This window comes from Halomarina pelagica, assembly GCF_024228315.1.
In the GTDB taxonomy this organism is placed as follows: Archaea; Halobacteriota; Halobacteria; order Halobacteriales; family Haloarculaceae; genus Halomarina; species Halomarina pelagica.
Map to the genome: position 1 here is coordinate 42,277 of NZ_CP100454.1, position 17,375 is coordinate 59,651.

The following is a 17,375-nucleotide window of genomic DNA, read 5'->3' on the forward strand; positions in this document are numbered from 1 at the left end:
GTCCGTGACTGCGCGTGAGCCGTCTGGGCGCTTAGTTGCGCTCGCTGAGCGCCAACCAGCATAAGACGATCCCCACACAACCCATCGCTCCACCCCCGGCAGTGAAGCCGAGTTGCGTGAGCGGTGAAACGAGCGCGGGCGCACAGTCGAGCGTTCGCGTCCCGCCCACGATACACGCCTGCAGTGGAGCGAGCAGGCCGAGCGAGGTGCTCACCACGCCGACCAGCAGGAGGCCGATCCCGAGGGCGAGGCGGTCGGCCTGTCGGCGCTGATGCTCGAGTGTCTGCCAGCGCTGGCAGATGGCGCGTTCCTCGTACTCCGTCCCGCGCTCCATAGCTCCCCTTCTTCACGTGTCATGATAACTTTTCGCACTATCGCGCCTCGAGATCGAGAGTGCCTCTCGGCGGATTTATTTCTCCGACTGATCTATTCATTCCATGTAGCCACTATGCATTTCTATTGTCCATCCACTACGGAACATACGCGATGGCTCTGACGACGCTCGACCTGTTCATCGATCTCAAGCGCCTCGAAGACGACCTCGGCCGGCTCCCCCGCGCCAACGACGTGATTCGCGACGGTGCCCACAGCGTCAACACCTACTACAAGCGCTTCGATGGCAATTGGCGCTACGTCGAAACCGCCTATCGAGAGTGGTGCGAGACGGGCCGGTTGCCCGCTGACGCACAGTAAGCTCTCGAGTGCCGTCGCCACCGCTGACCAACTGACGGTGCGCCTGCCGGATGCTGGCTATACGGGCGTCAGGGAGAGCCACCGCCGTTCGTCGGCAAGGTGCTGTCGCTACCGGAGTTCAGACGGAGTGTAACGCACCGTCATCGACGTACTGGGCGATCCAGTCGGCACGATCCGCGAGTTCGCGCCGGCCCCGCCGGGTCACCGAATATTCGTTGGTGCGGCGGTCTTTTTCGGACTTCTCGACGAGGCCTTTCTCGACGAGCACGTCGAGGTTGGGATACAATCGCCCGTGATGGATTTCGGTTTCGTAGTAGTCTTCGAGGTCGGCTTTGATGGCGAGACCGTGTGGCTCGCCGAGGCCGGTGATGACGTACAACAGATCGCGTTGAAAGCCGGTCAGGTCGTACATTGCGTTGGATGTGACTCTCCTCTCCTACCTAAACATACACGCTTTGGCCAGGCAGCCCACGAGGAGTACGACCTGCGACAGCCAAGCCATCGAGCGCCGCTGAGCGGCGCTCAGATGGAGCAGCGAGCTGTGAGAAGGCTAACCCGCTCGTAGCTGGCCTTCTCGTCAACCCCCGGTTGGTCGCTCGCTGCGGCCGTGTCGTACGCAAACCGCGGACTCACTGCTGTGGGTCTTCGTCCGAGACACAGGTGGGGAGGAGGGTGCGTTACAGCGCATCGTGGGGATGCTCGGGAAATATCGCCCCCTCTGGATCCGAATTGCAGCAGCCCCGTTCGCATATCCGCCTGCTCGTAGTTAGGTGGTTCTAATTAAATCGTGAATATATCTTCTGTAATAAAGATTGGTGGCCATGATGGTCACGTCACAGACGATGGCTCTGGACGGCTCATCAGCCAGTTGAGAGGCTGAGCCGGGCACTCCCCATCACTCAGTGCCGAGAGCGATAGCGCCACTGCTCTGACTCCCTGTCGAGCCGCGAGCGAGTTCCTTCGGACCTTCTCTTGGCCAGAGCTGGGCGGCTGGTTATGTCGGGGTGGCCGTTTCAAACGGGAGATAGGAGTCTTCCCACTCGTGGCGTGCAGCAAGGGCTTCCCGGCCTTTTTCAGAGAGCGCATACCAGTTGGTGCGCCGATCGAGCTGGCCTTTCTCGACGTAGCCCTGATTGACGAGCGTATCGAGATTGGGGTACAAGCGGCCGTGGGTGATCTCGCGGTCGATCTGCGCTTCCAGCTCGGTTTTGATCTCCTGGCCAGAGGGCTGGTCGAAGCCCGCAATCACGTACAGCAAGTCACGCTGGAACCCAGTGAGGTCAAACAGTGTCATGTGCGTTCACATGCACCTAGTATTGAGACGAGGATATTGTTACGCAGGGGATACGGGTCCTCCCAGATCGTTGCCCCGCACAACGATGGCAAGCGTCTCGCTTACACACCAAACATGAACGAAGAGATTCTATGACCGGTGTATGACGGGCGCTAACCGGAGTTTCCTCTGGCTCGAATGATCACTCAACGAGGACTCATTGGTGGTACGACGATATTTCACGGTACCTGCGCCGTATCACACGTCGACGCAGGAGCGGAGGGCACGTCGGCAGCCCCATCGGGGAGCCGCGATCGGGGGTGAGTCAATGACCGGGCGCGGGAATCACCATGGCACGGCGGACTCCGAGAGAGTCAGGGGACCAGTCGTCAACTCCCTCGGGGCATGCTGAGGGATCGTGACGGCTCGTATCGGTGTCCGTCCGATCCCTGACTGCCGACGCCTGCCGTTTCGCCCTGCCTGGCATCTGCTTTGTGGTCAGTGAAAGACGCGTTGCATATATCACGTCGTGTTCCTGTCGGTAGATTCGGCTCACGACAGTGATCAACCGCGAATATCGTTGGAACTAATTACTCGAAAAACAGTCGCCGCGTCGGCGAAGGCGGTACCTGATACCAGTAGCGGACACCACGCAAGCCACGGAGTAGCGTCTTCCACACAATTACGAGTTGAGCGGTATCCAATACGCCGTGCGACACTGGAACCGCGACCCCTAGGTGATCGTAGCGGTCTACCTGTCGATACGGCCGTTTCGGGGGCCTGTGTGAAGGGAACGGACGTGAGTAGATGGATCTATCCCCCGCACGCTACTGAACCCCAGGACGCTCTCATTTCGTAACATACGCGCAGTGAGTGCTATCCGTTCGGGCAGTCGGATATCACGGATTGACGCCAACGAGCGGGCGGTCCGTACCCGAAATGGATCGACGGCCAGTCCGATCAGCGACTAACTCCGTACGTATATGAGGGAGATACCACTTGAGCGGACGACGTTACGATGACCGTGCGACATCCACCGTCCAGCGTTTATTACCTAAGCGATCTCGAGTCCTCCGTTGTCCGGTAGCCGAACAGTAGGCGCAGGACGAAACAGCGTTTAGACGCCGGATTTCTCGGGAGACGCGCAGCAGCCGTTCCCGCAACGAATCCAGCGTCACGTGCCACGTCTGTAGCGTTGACACTGACCTGTCGATGTACGCCCCCAGAAACGTCGCCCCTCCAAGTAATCGAGCAATTAATATTAATACTATCTTGCAAGGAGTGTCCGACTGACCAGTATACATCGCCGCTCACTCCACCGTCTCTTGGAGCGTGTGAACGCGACCGACCGGGCGATAATCCCAGGCCGAGAAGTCACAGCGGTATCACCGCACGGTGTCCATTTTTGGGGGAGAAAAGTCACGTGCAGGAAGTCGCGCTGACCGAATTGTTTTTCGCTCGTTTTTTCCGGGAGTTACAAGTTGCTCAGGAATTCGCCATAAAGGATGGTCCGTGAGAGCGCCATACGGTTGCGAATATCTATCAAATAATGGTGGGTACGTCTATTACCTTCGCTCTTGCGTAGAACATTGTTGGTAAAGAGCCGTCCGTCGGTTTTCCTGTAGATGGACTCGATGAGAAGGCTCTCCAGAACAGGAGCGCGGTCGGTCGAACGGGAGGATCTACCAACCCGATTCACAGGATGGGATCGTCACTAATGATCTACTTCACGAGAGCGCTCGCCGAAACATGGTTGCAAACATTTGCAGTTTGCTGGAACCAGCTAATCTGAACAGTGCCCCCGTAGACGTCCCATAGAGTTATTAACAACCATATCGATTCCATCTCATGAGGGGATTAGTCAAGGCTAGTCGCAGCCGGGGCGCTATGGAACTTGTCAAGCGTGAACGACCGGAACCTGCGGCCGACGAAGCGCTCGTCGAGGTCGACTACGCTGGACTCTGTGGCAGTGATGCGGGTATCTACGAGTTCGAGTCCGCGTTCGAGCGGATGGACCTCCCGACCGTCATCGGCCACGAGTACGCGGGCCGCGTCGTCGAAGTGGGCTCGAACGTACAGAACTACGCAGTGGGCGACCGCGTCGTCGAACGACCGATCCGTGGCTGTGGCGCCTGCTACCAGTGTCGAGTCGGCGAGTCGAACGTCTGCCAGAACGCCGTCATCACGGGTGTCGACCACGATGGCGCATACGAACAGTTCCTCACGGTCCCGGCGGACGCCCTCCACCCCGTCCCCGACGACGTCCCTCAGAAACACGCCGCCATGGTGGAACCTACGAGCATCGCGGCACGCGCCGTCATCCAGAACTCGCGAGTCGAGCCAGGCGACCGAGTCCTGGTCGAAGGCCCCGGTCCGATCGGGCTTCTAACTGCCCAGATCGCTCGCGTGCAGGGCGGAACCGTCGCCGTATCCGGCGTCGGCCAGGACACGAAGTGCCGCCTCCCGCTCGCCCGCGAACTCGGTTTCGAGACCATCAACGTCGCCGATGACGACATGGAGGCACGGCGGAGGGACTTGACCGATAGCGTGGGCTACGACGCCGTGTTCGACACTACCGGTCACCCCTCGGGGCTCACGACCGCCGTGGACGAGGTTCGGAAGGGCGGCCAGATCGTGCTCGTCGGACAGACCGGCGAGACCACGATGCCGTACTCGCCGCTCGTTCGCGCGGAGATCGACCTACAGTGCTCGTACGCGTCGATGTACGAGGATTTCGAGCGGTCCCTCCGCTTGATTCGGTCCGGCGACGTCGACGCACGGACGTTCATCGACGACCGGTTCTCGCTGCTCGACCCCGACGAAGCGTTCGAGGCGTTCATCGCCGGGGAGACGGTGAAGCCAGTCTTCGACGTCTCCGAACTTCACGAGTAACACGGCGAGCCACGCACGCCGCATCCTGTGACCAACGGAGGCTTTTCGATAGTCGGCACTGTCGAGTGCTGCACCTCCTCGATCGGCGTCTTTCCATCGAGAGTTCGGTGGGGTCGCTGACGGTTGTAGTAGTGCAGAAACTGTTCAAGCCACTTACGGACGCCCCCCGACTGCCAACCCATGAATTACGGAAGCGATCGACGCGAATTTTGAGCGTGTGAAACCGCTTTTCGATCAGGTTTCGCTCGGTATAGCTGACCCGACCGCTCAGACCTAACCGAGAGAGGGCAGTCCGATAACCGAATTGGTCGACGAGAAACTCAGCCTCAGAGAGTTCATATGTCTCCTTAAGTCGATGGAGAAACGCAGCCGCTGGATCGGCACCGCACCGACCAAACAACACGACATCGAGAATCAGCTTCGTCTCGGTGTCTATTGCAGCGTACAACCACGACCACTCGCCATTGACCTTGACAGTGGTTTCGTCAACAGCGATCCGCTTCGGCTGCGCCTCGGGTGGGTCGCATCCGCTGTCAGTCAGCCGACGCACCTCATTCCAAACCGCTCCACGCGAGCGTTCAACGCCTAATTCAGCTACGGTCGCTATTGTCTCCCGAAGCGAACACTCGATCTGATGGAGCCGGACGGCGAACGCCCTGACGCAATCGCCGTCCGATCGTTCTCCCACGATTCTCCAGAATCCACGCCTCAGCTCTCGCTGAGCAGGTCCGCGAGCGACATGACCACTCACTCAACGATCTGCTCACTTCTTAAACTGGCTCAACTAGACAGTGCCGAAGAAACTATTATACTGCTCGGCGCAGACGTTTCGTAACGAGGTAGCATGAGCGACTTGTTAGCTGGCGATGTCGCAGTCGTCACCGGCGGTTCGAGCGGTAACGGACGACAAATCTCGTTGACGTTGGCCGAACACGGCGCCGACGTCGTCGTCGCGGACCTCCGCGAGGACCCGCGGGAGGGCGGGACACCGACTCACGAACGCATCGGGGACGAGGGCGGAAACGCTCGGTTCGTCGAGTGCGACGTCACCGACGTCGAGAACCTCCGGGGCGCGGTCGACGTCGCCGACGAGTTCGGCGGCGTCACCGTCATGGTGAACAACGCGGGCATCACCCACAGCAGCGACTTCCTGGAGACGAAGGAGGCCGAGTACGAACAGTTGATGGACGTCAACTCGAAGGGCGTCTTCTTCGGCGCGCAGGCCGCCGCGCGCAAGATGGTCGACCACGGCCGCGGCGGATCCATCGTCAACATCTCGAGCATCTCAGGGCTCACCGGCCGCGGCGACGGCGTCCGGTACTGCACCTCCAAGGGTGCCGTTCGGCTGATGACCTACGCGCTGGCCGACGCCCTCGGGCGGTACGACATCCGCGTGAACGCCGTCCACCCGGGACTCGTCGAGACGAGCATGAGCGCCGACGATCTCGGGGTCATCGGGAGCGACTCCGCCGCCGCCTACGAGCGGACGACGCCGCTGGGTCGAATCGGTCAGCCCCAGGACGTCGCAGACGCGACACTCTTTCTCGCCGGGCCGCGGTCGAGTTTCGTCAACGGCGAGTCGCTCGTCGTCGACGGCGGCGTGACCAACACCTGGGGCGGCGGCTGGGAGGAGTGAACGAACGGTCGGTCCCGCGGATTCGGCGGCGACCGTAAAGAACGGACGTCGGAGCCGAGACGTAACGTCGGCCCGTGGCGCGTCCCGTCCTACTTGGACAGGGTCTTCGTGATCCGGTTCTTGATGGCCTCCACCGTCCCCGAGGGCGAGTGCTGGCCGGCGATTCCCTCGCTGATGGTCTGGTTGAGGTCGGTCCACCGGATCTGACTGGTCTCCCTGAGGTCCCAGTTCGCCCCCGCGCTGTTGTACTGCGAACCGTACTGCTTGGGCAGGTCGTACATCACCTTCTGAATCTGCGGCATCGAGTCGCCGTACTGCGAGAGCAGTTTCTGGTTCAGCGGCTTGTAGGCCGCCAGCGCCGGGTAGTCCTCGGCGAGGAGCGTGAGGTTGTGGTCGGCGCTGGTGTTCAGATACGTCATCAGTTTGAACGCCTGCTCCGGCTTGTTGTGGTCCTGTCCGAACGCCTGCTTCATCATCTGGATCGCCCACAGGTGCCCGCCGTGGGCACCTTCCTTGCCCGCGAGTTCGTCGATGCCGAACTCCTGGCCGTAATTGGCGTCGAGCTTCGGAATCGGCCCCTGCCAGATGTCGCCGTCCCAGCCGAACGTGACGTCTTGCTCGACGGACCGGTACCGGACCGGGTTGCCGAGGCCGTACGTGAACGAGGCGGCCTGGTCGGTCAGGAGGAGCGGCGGCACCTGCTCGTCGCTCCGGGTTGCGGCCTTCTCGCTCGAGTACGCGTTCGCCATATCGATGATGTTCTTTATCATCCCGTCAGTCCGGCCGGCCTGCCCGACCTTCAGCGAGTCCGTCGGGTTCTCCCAGGCCTTCGAGTCGAACCACGGGTCCTCGCCGCCGGAGTAGGCCGTTCGGGCCTCACCCCAGTACGACTCCAGGTCGTTCGGCGCACCCGTCGCCTCGTAGGCGTAGACCTGGGGGTGCTTCTGCGTCATTTTCTCGAGCGCGCGGCGGTAGCCCGTCCACGTCTCCAGTTGGGCTGGATCGTCGACGCCGACATCCTTGAACAGTTTCGGGCGAACCGCGAGCATCGAGACGAGGTGCCGGTTGCCGCCGCCGCTCCAGTACTCGCCCTGGTAGGTCATCGAGTCGCGGTTGGCCTGTGTGAAGCCGTCCAGGAAGTCGCCGCCCTCGACGTACGACCCGTGGTCGGCTAGCGTGCCGTCGAGGAAGAACTCGAGGCCGGCGATGCCGCCCTCAGCGAGGTCCGGGGCGTTGCCGGCCGACACCGCCGACGGGAGTTTATTCCGCATCTGCCCGCCCGAGATGGCCTGCATGTTGACGCCGATATTCGGGTTCATCGACTCGAAGTTCTTCAGGGACTGCTCGAAGTGCTCCCCCGCCTTGGCGTTCTCCGCAGCCAGGAACGACCAGAAGTTGACGGTGACCTTCTCACTGCCGCCGCCGTCGCTCGTCGTCGGTTGATCGCTCGCACATCCCGCCAACGACCCAAGTGCACCTGCGGCGATGGCCGACGAGGCGCCTCTGAGAAATCCTCGGCGTGACGGATCACTCTCGCTCATAGTACCAGTTGACAGATCCGGCCCGGGGTGTAAATAGATAACGGTTGTCACGGCCGTCTCGACAGATCGGGGATGCCACGCCAGCGTTTATGCGCCACCCCGCTCTCTACCTGCTCGATGTCACGACGACAGTTCGGTGAACTCGTCGAAGACGATAGCGTCCTCGTCTGTCCGGGGGTCCACGACCCCCTGACGGCGCGCGCCGCGGCGACCGCCGACCCCGAGGCGATATACGTGACGGGGTACGGGACGTCGCTGTCGGTCACCGGCTACCCCGACGTTGGATTGACGACGATGTCGGGGACAGTCACCAACGCGAATAACGTCTGCGAGAGCGTCGACGATTCTGTCATCTACGAGGCCGGCGACGGCTTCATCGTCAAGGCACTTGCAGGGAGCGACGGCAAGGTAGGCGACTTCTTCGCCGGCCTCAAGGAGATGCTCGGCGATCCACGTTCCGACAAACACGGTGCCGCCGATGATTACCGTCGTCGCGGCTACAGCGTGCTGTCCTGTACCTGCCGGAGGTGGTAGATGAACGAGTCTCCGTCGAGCTCAACGTCATCGTAGGTGACGATCTCGTCGGAGCCCACCTCGCTCGTAACCGTGGCACCGTCGAGTATCTCGAAGGGGACGTACCTCTCGGCGTCGGCGTCGTCGGCGTCGACGAGCACCCCATAGACCGTGTACCCGCCGCCGCCGTCGAGTTCGTCGCCCGGTTCGAGGGGGCGCTTGGCCGCGCCGACGACCTCGCCCACCCGCTCTCTGGGGGTGCCGGTGGGTTCGTTCCGGAGCGCCGCGTTCGCGACGCTGACGGGCGTCTCGAGCCCCGGCAGGTGAAACGGACGGTAGAACACCTGGTACTTGCCGTCGCTGGCGGTGTAGAGGCCGGTGCCGGCGTACTGGTCGAGATACTCCCGGACGCGCGGCTCCGGCGTCGTCGTCACGACGAACACGCCGAAGCTCACGTCCTCGTCGACTTCCGACCCGTCGGGATAGAGCGAACTGACCGTGTCGACGACGCCGCTCGACTCGAGAATGCCGCCGTCCGTCTTCGGGCGGAGTTTCTCCGGAATCTCCGGGATTTCCGCCGTCGGGAGGTGCATCCGCGGCACGTCCGGCTTCAGCCCCGTTGCGTTGGCGACGGCGCACATCTCGACGGCAACCTTGGTACCGTCGAAGAAGGAGTTGTACATTCGGGGGTTGAGGTTCTGCCGCTCGACGAACTCCTCCTCGAAGCCGATACGGTCGAAGATGTCGTCCGGCGTCGCGTGGTGGTTCTCCTCGAGGTAGGGGTTGCCCTTGCCCGCGGCGACGACGTCCAGACCGACGGTTTCCGCCCAGTCGCAGAGTTCGACGATGAGTGACGGCTGGTCACCGTAGGCCATCGAGTAGGTCGTGTCGTTGCGCTCGGCTATCCGCGAGAGTATCGGGCCGACGACGGTGTCCGCCTCGACGGTCACCATGACGACGTGCGTCCCGGAGGTGAGGCCGACGAACGCATGTCTGGCACCCACCTCGGGGACGCCCGTCGCCTCGACGACCACGTCCACGTCGGCCCGGGCGAGATCGACCCCGTCGCCTATGACGACCCGATCGCCGTCGGCCATCGCCTCGTCGGCCTCGTCGGTCCCGTCGACCAGTCGTACGGCGTCGCCGGCGACGCCGTTGCGCTCGAACGTCTCTATGGCCTTCTCGCGGTCGATGTCGGCGATGGCGGCCGTGGTCATGCCGGTTACCCGCTCGACCTGATCTATCAGGTTCGACCCGAAGAGTCCCGCGCCGATGACGCCGACGCGGATCGGGTCGTCGAGGGCTGTCAGTTGTGAGGGTAGGTTCAACATGGGTTTTGTGACACGTTCGCACCGTCATATCGGACTACTATAAAGCTATGCCAGCGAGCGGATTTATGTGGACTCGGTCGGAAGACCCTCCCGCATGACGTACGAGCCACACCACTACGGCGTGACAGTCTCGGACATCGACGCCGCCGAGGAGTTTTACGGCGAGCGACTGGGGTTGCCGGTCGCCGACCGCCTGTCGTTCGACGACGAGGCGTTCGGTCGGTTCGTGGGCGTCCCGGACGCCGATGTCGACATCGTCTTCTTCGACGCAGGCGGCTTCCAGATAGAGGTCCTCGAGTACGCGAACTCGTCGAGGAACGCCAACGAGGGCGTCTCGAACGACGATGTGGGTGCTGCCCACGTCTGCCTGACGGTCGACGACCTCGACGCCGAGTACCGGCGCCTCTCTGACGACGTCGACTTCGTCAGCCCTCCGCAGACTCTGGAGAACGGGGCGACGGTCGCCTACGCTCTCGACCCCGACGGCAACGTGGTCGAACTGCTGGAGACCTGATACTGTCGGGCGTAGACCGGGCGAGAATTTCGCCGCTCTCGGGTAGTGACTCCCTTCACGACGGACGACCTTCCGGCGGCAGGGACGACGCGCGTCGAGCCTCTCGGTCGATCGGTTGCGTCAGAGCGCCACATTCACCCCGTACTTTATGCGCGACGCGGCACATCGTCACGTGATGTCCGCCGGAGCAACCTTCAGACAGCTATTGGCGAGCGAGGAGTTGCTCGTGTGCCCGGATGCACACGACCCGCTGACCGCTCGCATCGTCGACATGGCCGACTTCGACGCCATCCACATGACCGGGTTCGGGACGTCCCTGGCCCGGTCGGGCTACGCCGACGTCGGTCTCACGACCCTGACCGAGGTACTCGACAACGCGCGGAAGTTCGCCACTCAGGTCGACGTGCCGGTCTTCTGTGACGCCGACGACGGCTATGGAGACGTCAGGAACGTGATTCGAACCGTCGAGGAGTTCGTCCACACCGGTGTCGCCGGGATTCACCTCGAGGACCAGGCGACGCCCAAGCGCGGAATCATCTCGGGGCACGAGGTCGTCTCGGAGGACCGATTCCTCTCGAAGGTCGAAGCGGCGTGTGACGTCCGAGACGAACACGACGAGGACTTCGTCGTCGTAGCCCGGAGCGACGCACCCGGCGCCGAGAACGCCACCCTCGACGACGCAATAGCACGACTGAACGGAGCCGTCGATCTCGGCGCGGACGCGGCGTTCGTCATCGGCCAGTCCACCGAGGAGGAAGTCATCCGCGTCGGCGAGGAAATCGATGCCCCGCTGGTGTACGACTGGAACGGCTACCACCCCCGCCTGAACCCCGAGACGCTCACCGAGTACGGCTACGACGTCGCCATCGTCTCGATGCTCGCGACCCGCGCGACCATGATCGGCGTGTACAGGCGGGCGAAGCAACTCGAGGAGGGACTCGACGTGACCTTCGAGATGATGGACGAGATCGAGGACCTCGACCGCTCGTGGGTGGAGTTCGCCGGCTTCTCGAAGGTGCTCGAGTGGGAGGAGGCATACGGTCAGATCGACGTGACCGACGTCGAGATGGACGGCTAAGTCGACGGTTCGCGTACGGCAGCGCTGTCGCTGTTCACCCACCCCGTCCGCTACGAGCTCACCCCCTCACTCGACCAGCCCTTCGGCCTCGCCGACGATGTCGTCGACGTTCGGGACGACCACTTCCTTCAGGGACGGGGAATACGGGATCGGAACGTCCGGGGGCGTGAGGCGCGCCACCGCCTCCAGCGCCTCCGGTTCCGACTCGGTGACGCGGGCGACGAGTTCGCCCGACAGTCCGAACGACCGGTAGTCCTCGTCGACGACGAGCAGGCGACCCGTCTTCTGGACCGACTCGATGACGGCCTCGTCGTCCAGCGGCACCAGCGTCCGCAGGTCGAGCACCTCGGCGTCGACGCCGGCCTCGCCGAGTCGCGCCGCGGCCTCGAGTGCGCGGTGGACGTGGAGTCCGAGAGTGGCTATCGTGACGTCGGTCCCCTCGCGCTTGACGTCGGCCTCGCCGATGGGGACCTCGTACGGCTCGTCGGGGACGTCCGTCCCGATCTCCTCGGCGAAGTCGAACATCCCGAGCATCAACTGCTTGTGGAACATGTAGACGACCGGGTTGTCGTCGCGGACCGAACTGTGCATCAACCCCTTGGCGTCGTACGGCGAACTCGGGACGACCACCTTCATGCCCGGCAGGTGGGAGAACGTGCCGTACAGCGTCTGGGTGTGCGTCGGGTCCTGGTACGGCGTCATCCCGACGGAGGTCATCAGCACCATCGGGACGGGGTGGGACCCGTCGCTCATGTAGTGGGTCTTCGCCATCTCGTTGTAGATCTGGTCCATCGCCACCCCGGCGAAGTCCACGTACATCAGTTCGACGACCGGTCGGAGACCGGCCATCGCGGCCCCGAGGCCGGCCCCGATGAAGCACGTCTCGCTGATGGGCGTGTCCATCACGCGGTCACCGCCGAACTCCTCGTAGAGGCCCTCGGTGCTGTCGAATATCCCGCCGAACTCGCCGACGTCCTCTCCCATGACGAACACGTCGTCGTCCATCGCCATCTCGTCACGGAGTCCCGACACGACGGCCGGGCTCATCCTCGTGCGTCGTTCACGTGCCATGGTTACGTCCTCCGAGTCTCCGCGAACGTCCCCCTCGTCGCGACCGCGGCGTCCGGTGTCGGCTGGTCGACGGCGTACCGTATCGCCTCGTCGACCTCGGCCTCGACCGCGGACTCGACGTCGGCGACCTCAGCCGCGGTGACGCCCGCCTCGCGGACGGCGTTCAGGATCTTCGGCATGCAGTCGTCCGCCTCCATCTCCTCTCGTTCCCCCGGCGTCCGGTAGTCCTCCGGGTCCTCAAAGAAGTGGCCCATGAGGCGGTACGTCTCTATCTCGAGGAGCGTCGGCCCCCCGCCGCTCCGAGCGCGCTCGATGGCCTCTGCGGCCTCCTCGCGGACGGTCAGCACGTCGTTGTCCTCGATACGCCTGCCGGGCATGTTCTGTCCCACCGCCCGCTTGGAGTTGTCCTCGACGGCGGTCACGTGGTCCTTGGGCGTGCTTATCCCCCACCTGTTGTCCTCGATAACGAACACGACGGGGAGGTCGTGGACGCTCGCGAAGTTCAGACACTCGTAGAACGCGCCCTGGTTGGCAGCGCCGTCGCCGACGAACCCGACGACCACGTTGTCGTTCCCCCGTTTCTTGTTGGCGAGGGCGATGCCCGTCGCGGCCGGGAGGTGCTGGGCGACGATCGCACCCGAGACGAAGTTCGCCTCCCGGTCGAGGATGTGCTGCTCGCCGGCCTTCCCGTTGCAGATACCGCCCTGCTTGCCGAGTTGCTCGGCCACCAGGCCCTTCACGTCGCTCCCCTTCGCGATCGCGACGTGCGGACTGCGATGGGAGGCGAGCGCCCAGTCGTCGTCGCCCAGCAGATGGCAGACGCCGACCGCGGGCGCCTCCTGCCCCATGCTGCCGTGGATTCCGGACGGGATGCCCTCACCGTCGTCGTACGCCTCCCGCAACCGTCGGTTGTAGTAACGGATGGTGTACATCTCTCGATACAACTCTCGTAGCGTATCGGCTGCTAACATTGCGCATTGAACAGGTACCGCAGAGGCGTATTAAACGTTCTGCTCGGCGTTCGCTACGACCGCTCCATCCGGCGCTCTAGCCGCGTACGACCTGTTGCGCGCTCGTCGTCGACGGGGCCGAGCGCGTCGGATCGTCGCCTTCCTCCACGATGACGAAAGTCTCGCGCTGGCCCTAGAACGCGACTCCGTCTATCAGTGGACGCTCTCTTCCGCCCACGTCTGCGATTGTAGACCGACGAAAACGGCGGACCGAGCGCGTGAGGTTCGAACGCCGACGGTAGAGCCCCCGATTCACGATGAACGAAGGTACCGTCGACGGGAGACACCGTTTCGTTGGGCGTTTTCGCCCAAGCCCTTCACCGGACATTACCTCCAGAACGGCGGAATCCGGGCGGACGGACCCCGTTCGACGGATCGCCCCCGAAAAAACATCAATCTTCACACATAGTAAAGTTAAGTCGGTGGTCTTGCTACGCGTACACATGGACGAACGCGACGCCCACGGACAAACGGTGCAGGCTACGGAGACCTCCTTCACGGTCGTTGAGTACCTGAAGGAGCAGGACGGCGCCCGGCTGTACGAGGTCGCCGACGACCTGGGACTGGCGAACAGCACTGCCCACAAACACCTCGCGACGCTCGTCGACCTGGGGTACGTGGTTCGCGAGGGTAACGAGTACCACCTCGGACTGGAGTTCCTCCACATCGGCGGGCTGATACGCGACCGGAAGAAGGTCAACCGTCTCTCGATGCCGGTAGTGCGAAGTCTGGCCGATCGGACCGGAGAGCAGGTGCAGTTCATCGTCGAGGAGAACGGCCGCGGCTACCACGTCTACACGTCGCCCGGCGACCAGGCCGTCCGCGTCGACACCCGGATTGGCAAGCGGATATACCTCCACGCCAACGCGTCGGGCAAGGCGATGATGGCCTACTGGGACCCCGAGCGCGTCGACGCGGTCGTCGATCAGTGGGGGCTCCCCGCCGTCACCCAGCATACGATCACCGACCGGGACGAACTGTTCGAGGAACTCGAGGCCGTCCGCGAGCGAGGGTACGCCTACAACCTCGAGGAGCACATCGTCGGGTACCGCGGCGTCGCCGCACCGGTCTGCTCTCACGACGGCGAGGTGCTCGGGGCGCTCGGCGTCGGCGGACCGACCCGTCGGCTGAAGGACGACTGGCTCCGCGAGGACCTCCCCGAGATGACGCTCGAGGCCGTGAACGAGTTCGAGCTGAAGGTCGAGTTCGCCGTATGACGCCCGGCATGACGACACCGTGGCAGTAACGGACGTCGGCTCTACCGTCCGCGTCGGACCAGTTCGGGCGTCCGCCCTCGCAGGCGCTCTGAGAGCCGTCTCGGTGAGGGCGTGGCCGCCGATAAAAGCCAGGTGACGCGCCGAGCGGCGGCTACGTGGACCCCTACGAAGGGTTCCAACGACTGAGGGATTCGAGTTCGGCGTGATGGCATCGACGACGAGTAACCCGTATGGGCTCCCCGATGAGGAACTCCCCGGAGTGTTCCGACGACGGGGGTTCGCGATTCATAACCACCAGCAGTTCAAGAGGACGCAGGTACGGGCGGCAGAATCAGCATAGTAGACAGTGTTCTGAATACACGTAATTTCTTTTGGGATTGACTCTACCTGAGGGGTTCGCATGGTTGCGTTAACTTGCAATAGTATTGTTGTCGGTACCTAGGCGTATCGAAGTCTCGAGTACGGTTGTACAGTAGTCCCCCTCTGATAAGGAGTAACATCAGTATAGATGTTATCCTGGTCCGTTTTCCAGTCTACTCTATCTAGGAAGAGAAATAGGAGGAGTTCGGCATCAATGAATGACGCTGGGTCTGCGACGCCGCGTTTCGCGGGGGGCCAACAGGAGCGCCGTCATGAGGTCGGACAATCGCTGGACTTTCTAGGTCCGCTCCAATTGAGCGATTACTAGTCGTTCGTCCGCTGTCGAGACCACCGCTCTCGCTATCTGGACTCCGGATCAGATATCCTATGTAGTGACGATTCGCCAGCGATGCCGAGTTAGTAACGAGGCGTGCCCACGCGCCGATAGCCAATTGACAACGGTCATATTCGGCGGCCTCAGTTTCACCAATCGTGCTGACGGTATGATATGATGTACGTCTTCAATCATAGCGGGAGTTAAGTGATAGACCGGAGTATACAGTCAGAACAATATTACTAATGGGATAAATTCCTAGTAGGTGGCCCAGATATTTTTCTATTTTGAGTCTAGAGTTCACGTATGAGTAACTTTTACAACTAGATCCATCGATATACGGGTATCTTACTGGATTTGGGTGAATCAACCGGTGGAATTGATAGTATATTCAGCTATTTCTAATCATATACATGTTTGTCGCTCTGATTGCTGGCTCTCCCGCCTTACGCGGTGTACATGAATCTTAGGAGGTGAGAGAAATTGATTTATATCCAGCTGACACCGTCGGTACCGTCTACCGAGATTGCTTCTTGGAGTCTACTTCCGGGATTCGTTCAACGATTGGTAAACTATATCACTGGAGAGTCTATAACACGTGTCATGGCTGAATCCGACAATCGACGGGGAAAGACAAAGAGCGCAAACGGTGTGAAGGCTGTCGAGACATCGTTTACGATCGTCGAAACTCTGAAAAAGATAAACGGCGGTAAAGTGACCGAGATCGTCGACCAAACTGGTTACTCCAAAGGGGCAGTATACAAGCACCTGACCACATTGATGGACCACGACTTCGTGGTGAAGCGGGGAGAGGAGTACACCCTCGGGTTTCGATTCCTAGATTATGGAGGGTTCATACGATCAAGATACATCGGATCGGAACTCATCAAACCCCAAATCCAGGAGTTAGCAGAGATAACCAACGAAGTCGCTCTGTTCGGCATCCCCGAGAAGGATCGAGTAATAACGCTATTTAGAGAAAACGGGAACAGAGGAGTGTTTACGCGGACGCGCTTAGGCCGACGGCTATACTTGAACCAAACAGCAGGAGGGAAAGCGATTCTTTCAGAGTTTTCGAAATCCGAAGTGGAGGGGGTTATCGATCGAGTCGGACTCCCGAAGGCGACGGAACACACGATAACGGACGAAGACGAGCTATTCGATGAGCTAGAAACGATCCGCGACCGGGGGTACGCCCTTAACCGAGAGGAAAGTACGGAGGGGCTGGTTGCCGTCTCTGTCCCGCTCGTCCCCGACGGAACTCTCATCGGCACGTGTAGCATCACGGGCCCGCGACACCGAATGACTGAAGACCAACTGACCGGTGAGTTTCCAGAACTGCTCCTGAGCGTAGTAAATGAACTGGAACTGAACATTACTCACTCCTCGGGGCCCGTCCAGATGTTCTGTCCAGAGTAGCCGTCGCCCCGCCTTCTCGGTACGTCGTGTCCGTTATGACTGAGCGAGTATCTTCACCGCTTCACTCTCCTCGTCGAGCAGCCACACGAACCCTCCCTCGGCGACGTACTCGACCAGGTCCGTCGCGATAAGGTCTATCACCTCGTCGGCACCATACTCCTCGGCGAGGCCGCGTCGATACGGATCCGGTTTGGAAACGTATACCGGGTCCGCGCCTTTCATGGCCGCCGCCTGCAGCACCATCAGGCAGATGGAGCCGCTGTCGAACCCAGCCACGCTGTCCCCCCAGTTCGACCCTCCGAGCGCCGTACCGGATGGACGCCCACGGTGAACGGTTCTACTAGCGCCGCAATCTCGACCGGTACCTCGTCGGGGAGCAGAACGACCTGGTCGGCGGAGACGACGAGGTGCTCGGAGAACTCGCCGCCACCGCCCGGGAAATCGACGAACCCACTGGCCGAACAGAGGTGGTAACTCTCCTTGGCCAGTACCG

General features: G+C 61.9%; 16 protein-coding genes and 2 pseudogenes. 8 read left to right on the forward strand and 10 right to left on the reverse strand.

The genetic code is table 11. The annotated features are described in order from the left end of the window. Positions 1-31: 31 nt before the first annotated feature. Positions 32-334, reverse strand: a complete 303-nt coding sequence (locus NKI68_RS00230; RefSeq protein WP_254544677.1) for a hypothetical protein — start codon at positions 332-334, stop codon at positions 32-34. Positions 335-486: 152 nt separating this feature from the next. Between NKI68_RS00230 and NKI68_RS00235 the strand changes: the two genes are divergently transcribed. Continuing rightward, a complete protein-coding gene (locus NKI68_RS00235; protein ID WP_254544678.1) occupies positions 487-693 on the forward strand; it encodes a homing endonuclease associated repeat-containing protein in 207 nt (68 codons plus the stop codon). Positions 694-811: 118 nt separating this feature from the next. On the opposite strand, the gene NKI68_RS00240 is transcribed toward NKI68_RS00235, so the two are convergent. Together NKI68_RS00240 and NKI68_RS00245 are read right to left on the reverse strand one after the other, a co-directional pair. Continuing rightward, positions 812-1,105, reverse strand: a complete 294-nt coding sequence (locus NKI68_RS00240; protein WP_254544680.1) for a PadR family transcriptional regulator — start codon at positions 1,103-1,105, stop codon at positions 812-814. Between the two features lie 582 nt (positions 1,106-1,687). Continuing rightward, the gene (locus NKI68_RS00245) at positions 1,688-1,981 is read right to left on the reverse strand and encodes a PadR family transcriptional regulator (protein WP_254546453.1); all 294 of its coding nucleotides are present in this window, start codon (positions 1,979-1,981) and stop codon (positions 1,688-1,690) included. 1,833 nt (positions 1,982-3,814) lie between these two features. On the opposite strand from NKI68_RS00245, the gene NKI68_RS00250 reads away from it, so the two are divergent. Beyond that, positions 3,815-4,858, forward strand: coding sequence for a zinc-dependent alcohol dehydrogenase (locus NKI68_RS00250; RefSeq protein WP_368410891.1), 1,044 nt, complete (start codon positions 3,815-3,817; stop codon positions 4,856-4,858). A 71-nt stretch (positions 4,859-4,929) separates the two neighbouring features. Here NKI68_RS00250 and NKI68_RS00255 read toward each other — a convergent pair. After that, positions 4,930-5,563: pseudogene (locus tag NKI68_RS00255) on the reverse strand (IS6 family transposase); the annotation flags it as partial. A gap of 139 nt (positions 5,564-5,702) precedes the next feature. Here NKI68_RS00255 and NKI68_RS00260 point away from each other — a divergent pair. Continuing rightward, on the forward strand, positions 5,703-6,494 hold the full coding sequence (locus NKI68_RS00260; protein ID WP_254544683.1) for an SDR family oxidoreductase: 792 nt from the start codon (positions 5,703-5,705) through the stop codon (positions 6,492-6,494). An 89-nt stretch (positions 6,495-6,583) separates the two neighbouring features. On the opposite strand, the gene NKI68_RS00265 is transcribed toward NKI68_RS00260, so the two are convergent. Continuing rightward, positions 6,584-7,957, reverse strand: coding sequence for an ABC transporter substrate-binding protein (locus tag NKI68_RS00265; protein ID WP_254544684.1), 1,374 nt, complete (start codon positions 7,955-7,957; stop codon positions 6,584-6,586). Positions 7,958-7,960: 3 nt separating this feature from the next. After that, a pseudogene (locus tag NKI68_RS23885) lies at positions 7,961-8,035 on the reverse strand (twin-arginine translocation signal domain-containing protein); the annotation flags it as partial. A 117-nt stretch (positions 8,036-8,152) separates the two neighbouring features. Between NKI68_RS23885 and NKI68_RS00270 the strand changes: the two are divergent. Continuing rightward, complete coding sequence (locus NKI68_RS00270) at positions 8,153-8,569, forward strand: isocitrate lyase/phosphoenolpyruvate mutase family protein (protein ID WP_254544686.1); 417 nt, start codon at positions 8,153-8,155, stop codon at positions 8,567-8,569. Here NKI68_RS00270 and NKI68_RS00275 read toward each other — a convergent pair. After that, entirely contained in the window at positions 8,533-9,879 is a 1,347-nt protein-coding gene (locus NKI68_RS00275) for an NAD(P)H-dependent oxidoreductase (RefSeq protein ID WP_254544687.1), read from the reverse strand. The two genes, NKI68_RS00270 and NKI68_RS00275, sit on opposite strands and share 37 nt — an antisense overlap. Before the next feature lie 67 nt (positions 9,880-9,946). Here NKI68_RS00275 and NKI68_RS00280 point away from each other — a divergent pair, with 67 nt between their 5' ends. Next, the gene (locus NKI68_RS00280) at positions 9,947-10,393 is read left to right on the forward strand and encodes a VOC family protein (protein WP_254544689.1); all 447 of its coding nucleotides are present in this window, start codon (positions 9,947-9,949) and stop codon (positions 10,391-10,393) included. A gap of 175 nt (positions 10,394-10,568) precedes the next feature. Next, entirely contained in the window at positions 10,569-11,471 is a 903-nt protein-coding gene (locus NKI68_RS00285) for an isocitrate lyase/PEP mutase family protein (protein ID WP_254544691.1), read from the forward strand. 66 nt (positions 11,472-11,537) lie between these two features. Here the strand turns inward: NKI68_RS00285 and NKI68_RS00290 are convergent, their stop codons facing one another. Beyond that, positions 11,538-12,542: an alpha-ketoacid dehydrogenase subunit beta gene (locus NKI68_RS00290; protein ID WP_254544692.1), complete on the reverse strand. Its 1,005-nt coding sequence runs from the start codon at positions 12,540-12,542 to the stop codon at positions 11,538-11,540. A gap of 2 nt (positions 12,543-12,544) precedes the next feature. After that, positions 12,545-13,513 (reverse strand): thiamine pyrophosphate-dependent dehydrogenase E1 component subunit alpha, encoded by a 969-nt coding sequence (locus tag NKI68_RS00295; RefSeq protein ID WP_254544694.1) that lies wholly within the window; start codon positions 13,511-13,513, stop codon positions 12,545-12,547. A 482-nt stretch (positions 13,514-13,995) separates the two neighbouring features. On the opposite strand from NKI68_RS00295, the gene NKI68_RS00300 reads away from it, so the two are divergent. Next, the gene (locus NKI68_RS00300) at positions 13,996-14,769 is read left to right on the forward strand and encodes an IclR family transcriptional regulator (RefSeq protein WP_254544696.1); all 774 of its coding nucleotides are present in this window, start codon (positions 13,996-13,998) and stop codon (positions 14,767-14,769) included. A gap of 1,297 nt (positions 14,770-16,066) precedes the next feature. Next, a complete protein-coding gene (locus NKI68_RS00305) occupies positions 16,067-16,882 on the forward strand; it encodes an IclR family transcriptional regulator (protein ID WP_254544698.1) in 816 nt (271 codons plus the stop codon). 33 nt (positions 16,883-16,915) lie between these two features. Here NKI68_RS00305 and NKI68_RS00310 read toward each other — a convergent pair whose 3' ends face one another. Then, complete coding sequence (locus tag NKI68_RS00310) at positions 16,916-17,158, reverse strand: hypothetical protein (protein WP_254544700.1); 243 nt, start codon at positions 17,156-17,158, stop codon at positions 16,916-16,918. Positions 17,159-17,375: the final 217 nt, after the last annotated feature.

Coding starts and splice junctions, on each gene's coding strand:
- NKI68_RS00270 (WP_254544686.1), top strand. CDS start 8,153: ATGTCACGACGACAGTTCGGTGAACTCGTCGAAGACGATAGCGTCCTC.
- NKI68_RS00235 (WP_254544678.1), top strand. CDS start 487: ATGGCTCTGACGACGCTCGACCTGTTCATCGATCTCAAGCGCCTCGAA.
- NKI68_RS00290 (WP_254544692.1), bottom strand. CDS start 12,542: ATGGCACGTGAACGACGCACGAGGATGAGCCCGGCCGTCGTGTCGGGA.
- NKI68_RS00305 (WP_254544698.1), top strand. CDS start 16,067: ATGGCTGAATCCGACAATCGACGGGGAAAGACAAAGAGCGCAAACGGT.
- NKI68_RS00250 (WP_368410891.1), top strand. CDS start 3,815: ATGAGGGGATTAGTCAAGGCTAGTCGCAGCCGGGGCGCTATGGAACTT.
- NKI68_RS00230 (WP_254544677.1), bottom strand. CDS start 334: ATGGAGCGCGGGACGGAGTACGAGGAACGCGCCATCTGCCAGCGCTGG.
- NKI68_RS00240 (WP_254544680.1), bottom strand. CDS start 1,105: ATGTACGACCTGACCGGCTTTCAACGCGATCTGTTGTACGTCATCACC.
- NKI68_RS00300 (WP_254544696.1), top strand. CDS start 13,996: ATGGACGAACGCGACGCCCACGGACAAACGGTGCAGGCTACGGAGACC.
- NKI68_RS00275 (WP_254544687.1), bottom strand. CDS start 9,879: ATGTTGAACCTACCCTCACAACTGACAGCCCTCGACGACCCGATCCGC.
- NKI68_RS00285 (WP_254544691.1), top strand. CDS start 10,569: ATGTCCGCCGGAGCAACCTTCAGACAGCTATTGGCGAGCGAGGAGTTG.
- NKI68_RS00295 (WP_254544694.1), bottom strand. CDS start 13,513: ATGTTAGCAGCCGATACGCTACGAGAGTTGTATCGAGAGATGTACACC.
- NKI68_RS00260 (WP_254544683.1), top strand. CDS start 5,703: ATGAGCGACTTGTTAGCTGGCGATGTCGCAGTCGTCACCGGCGGTTCG.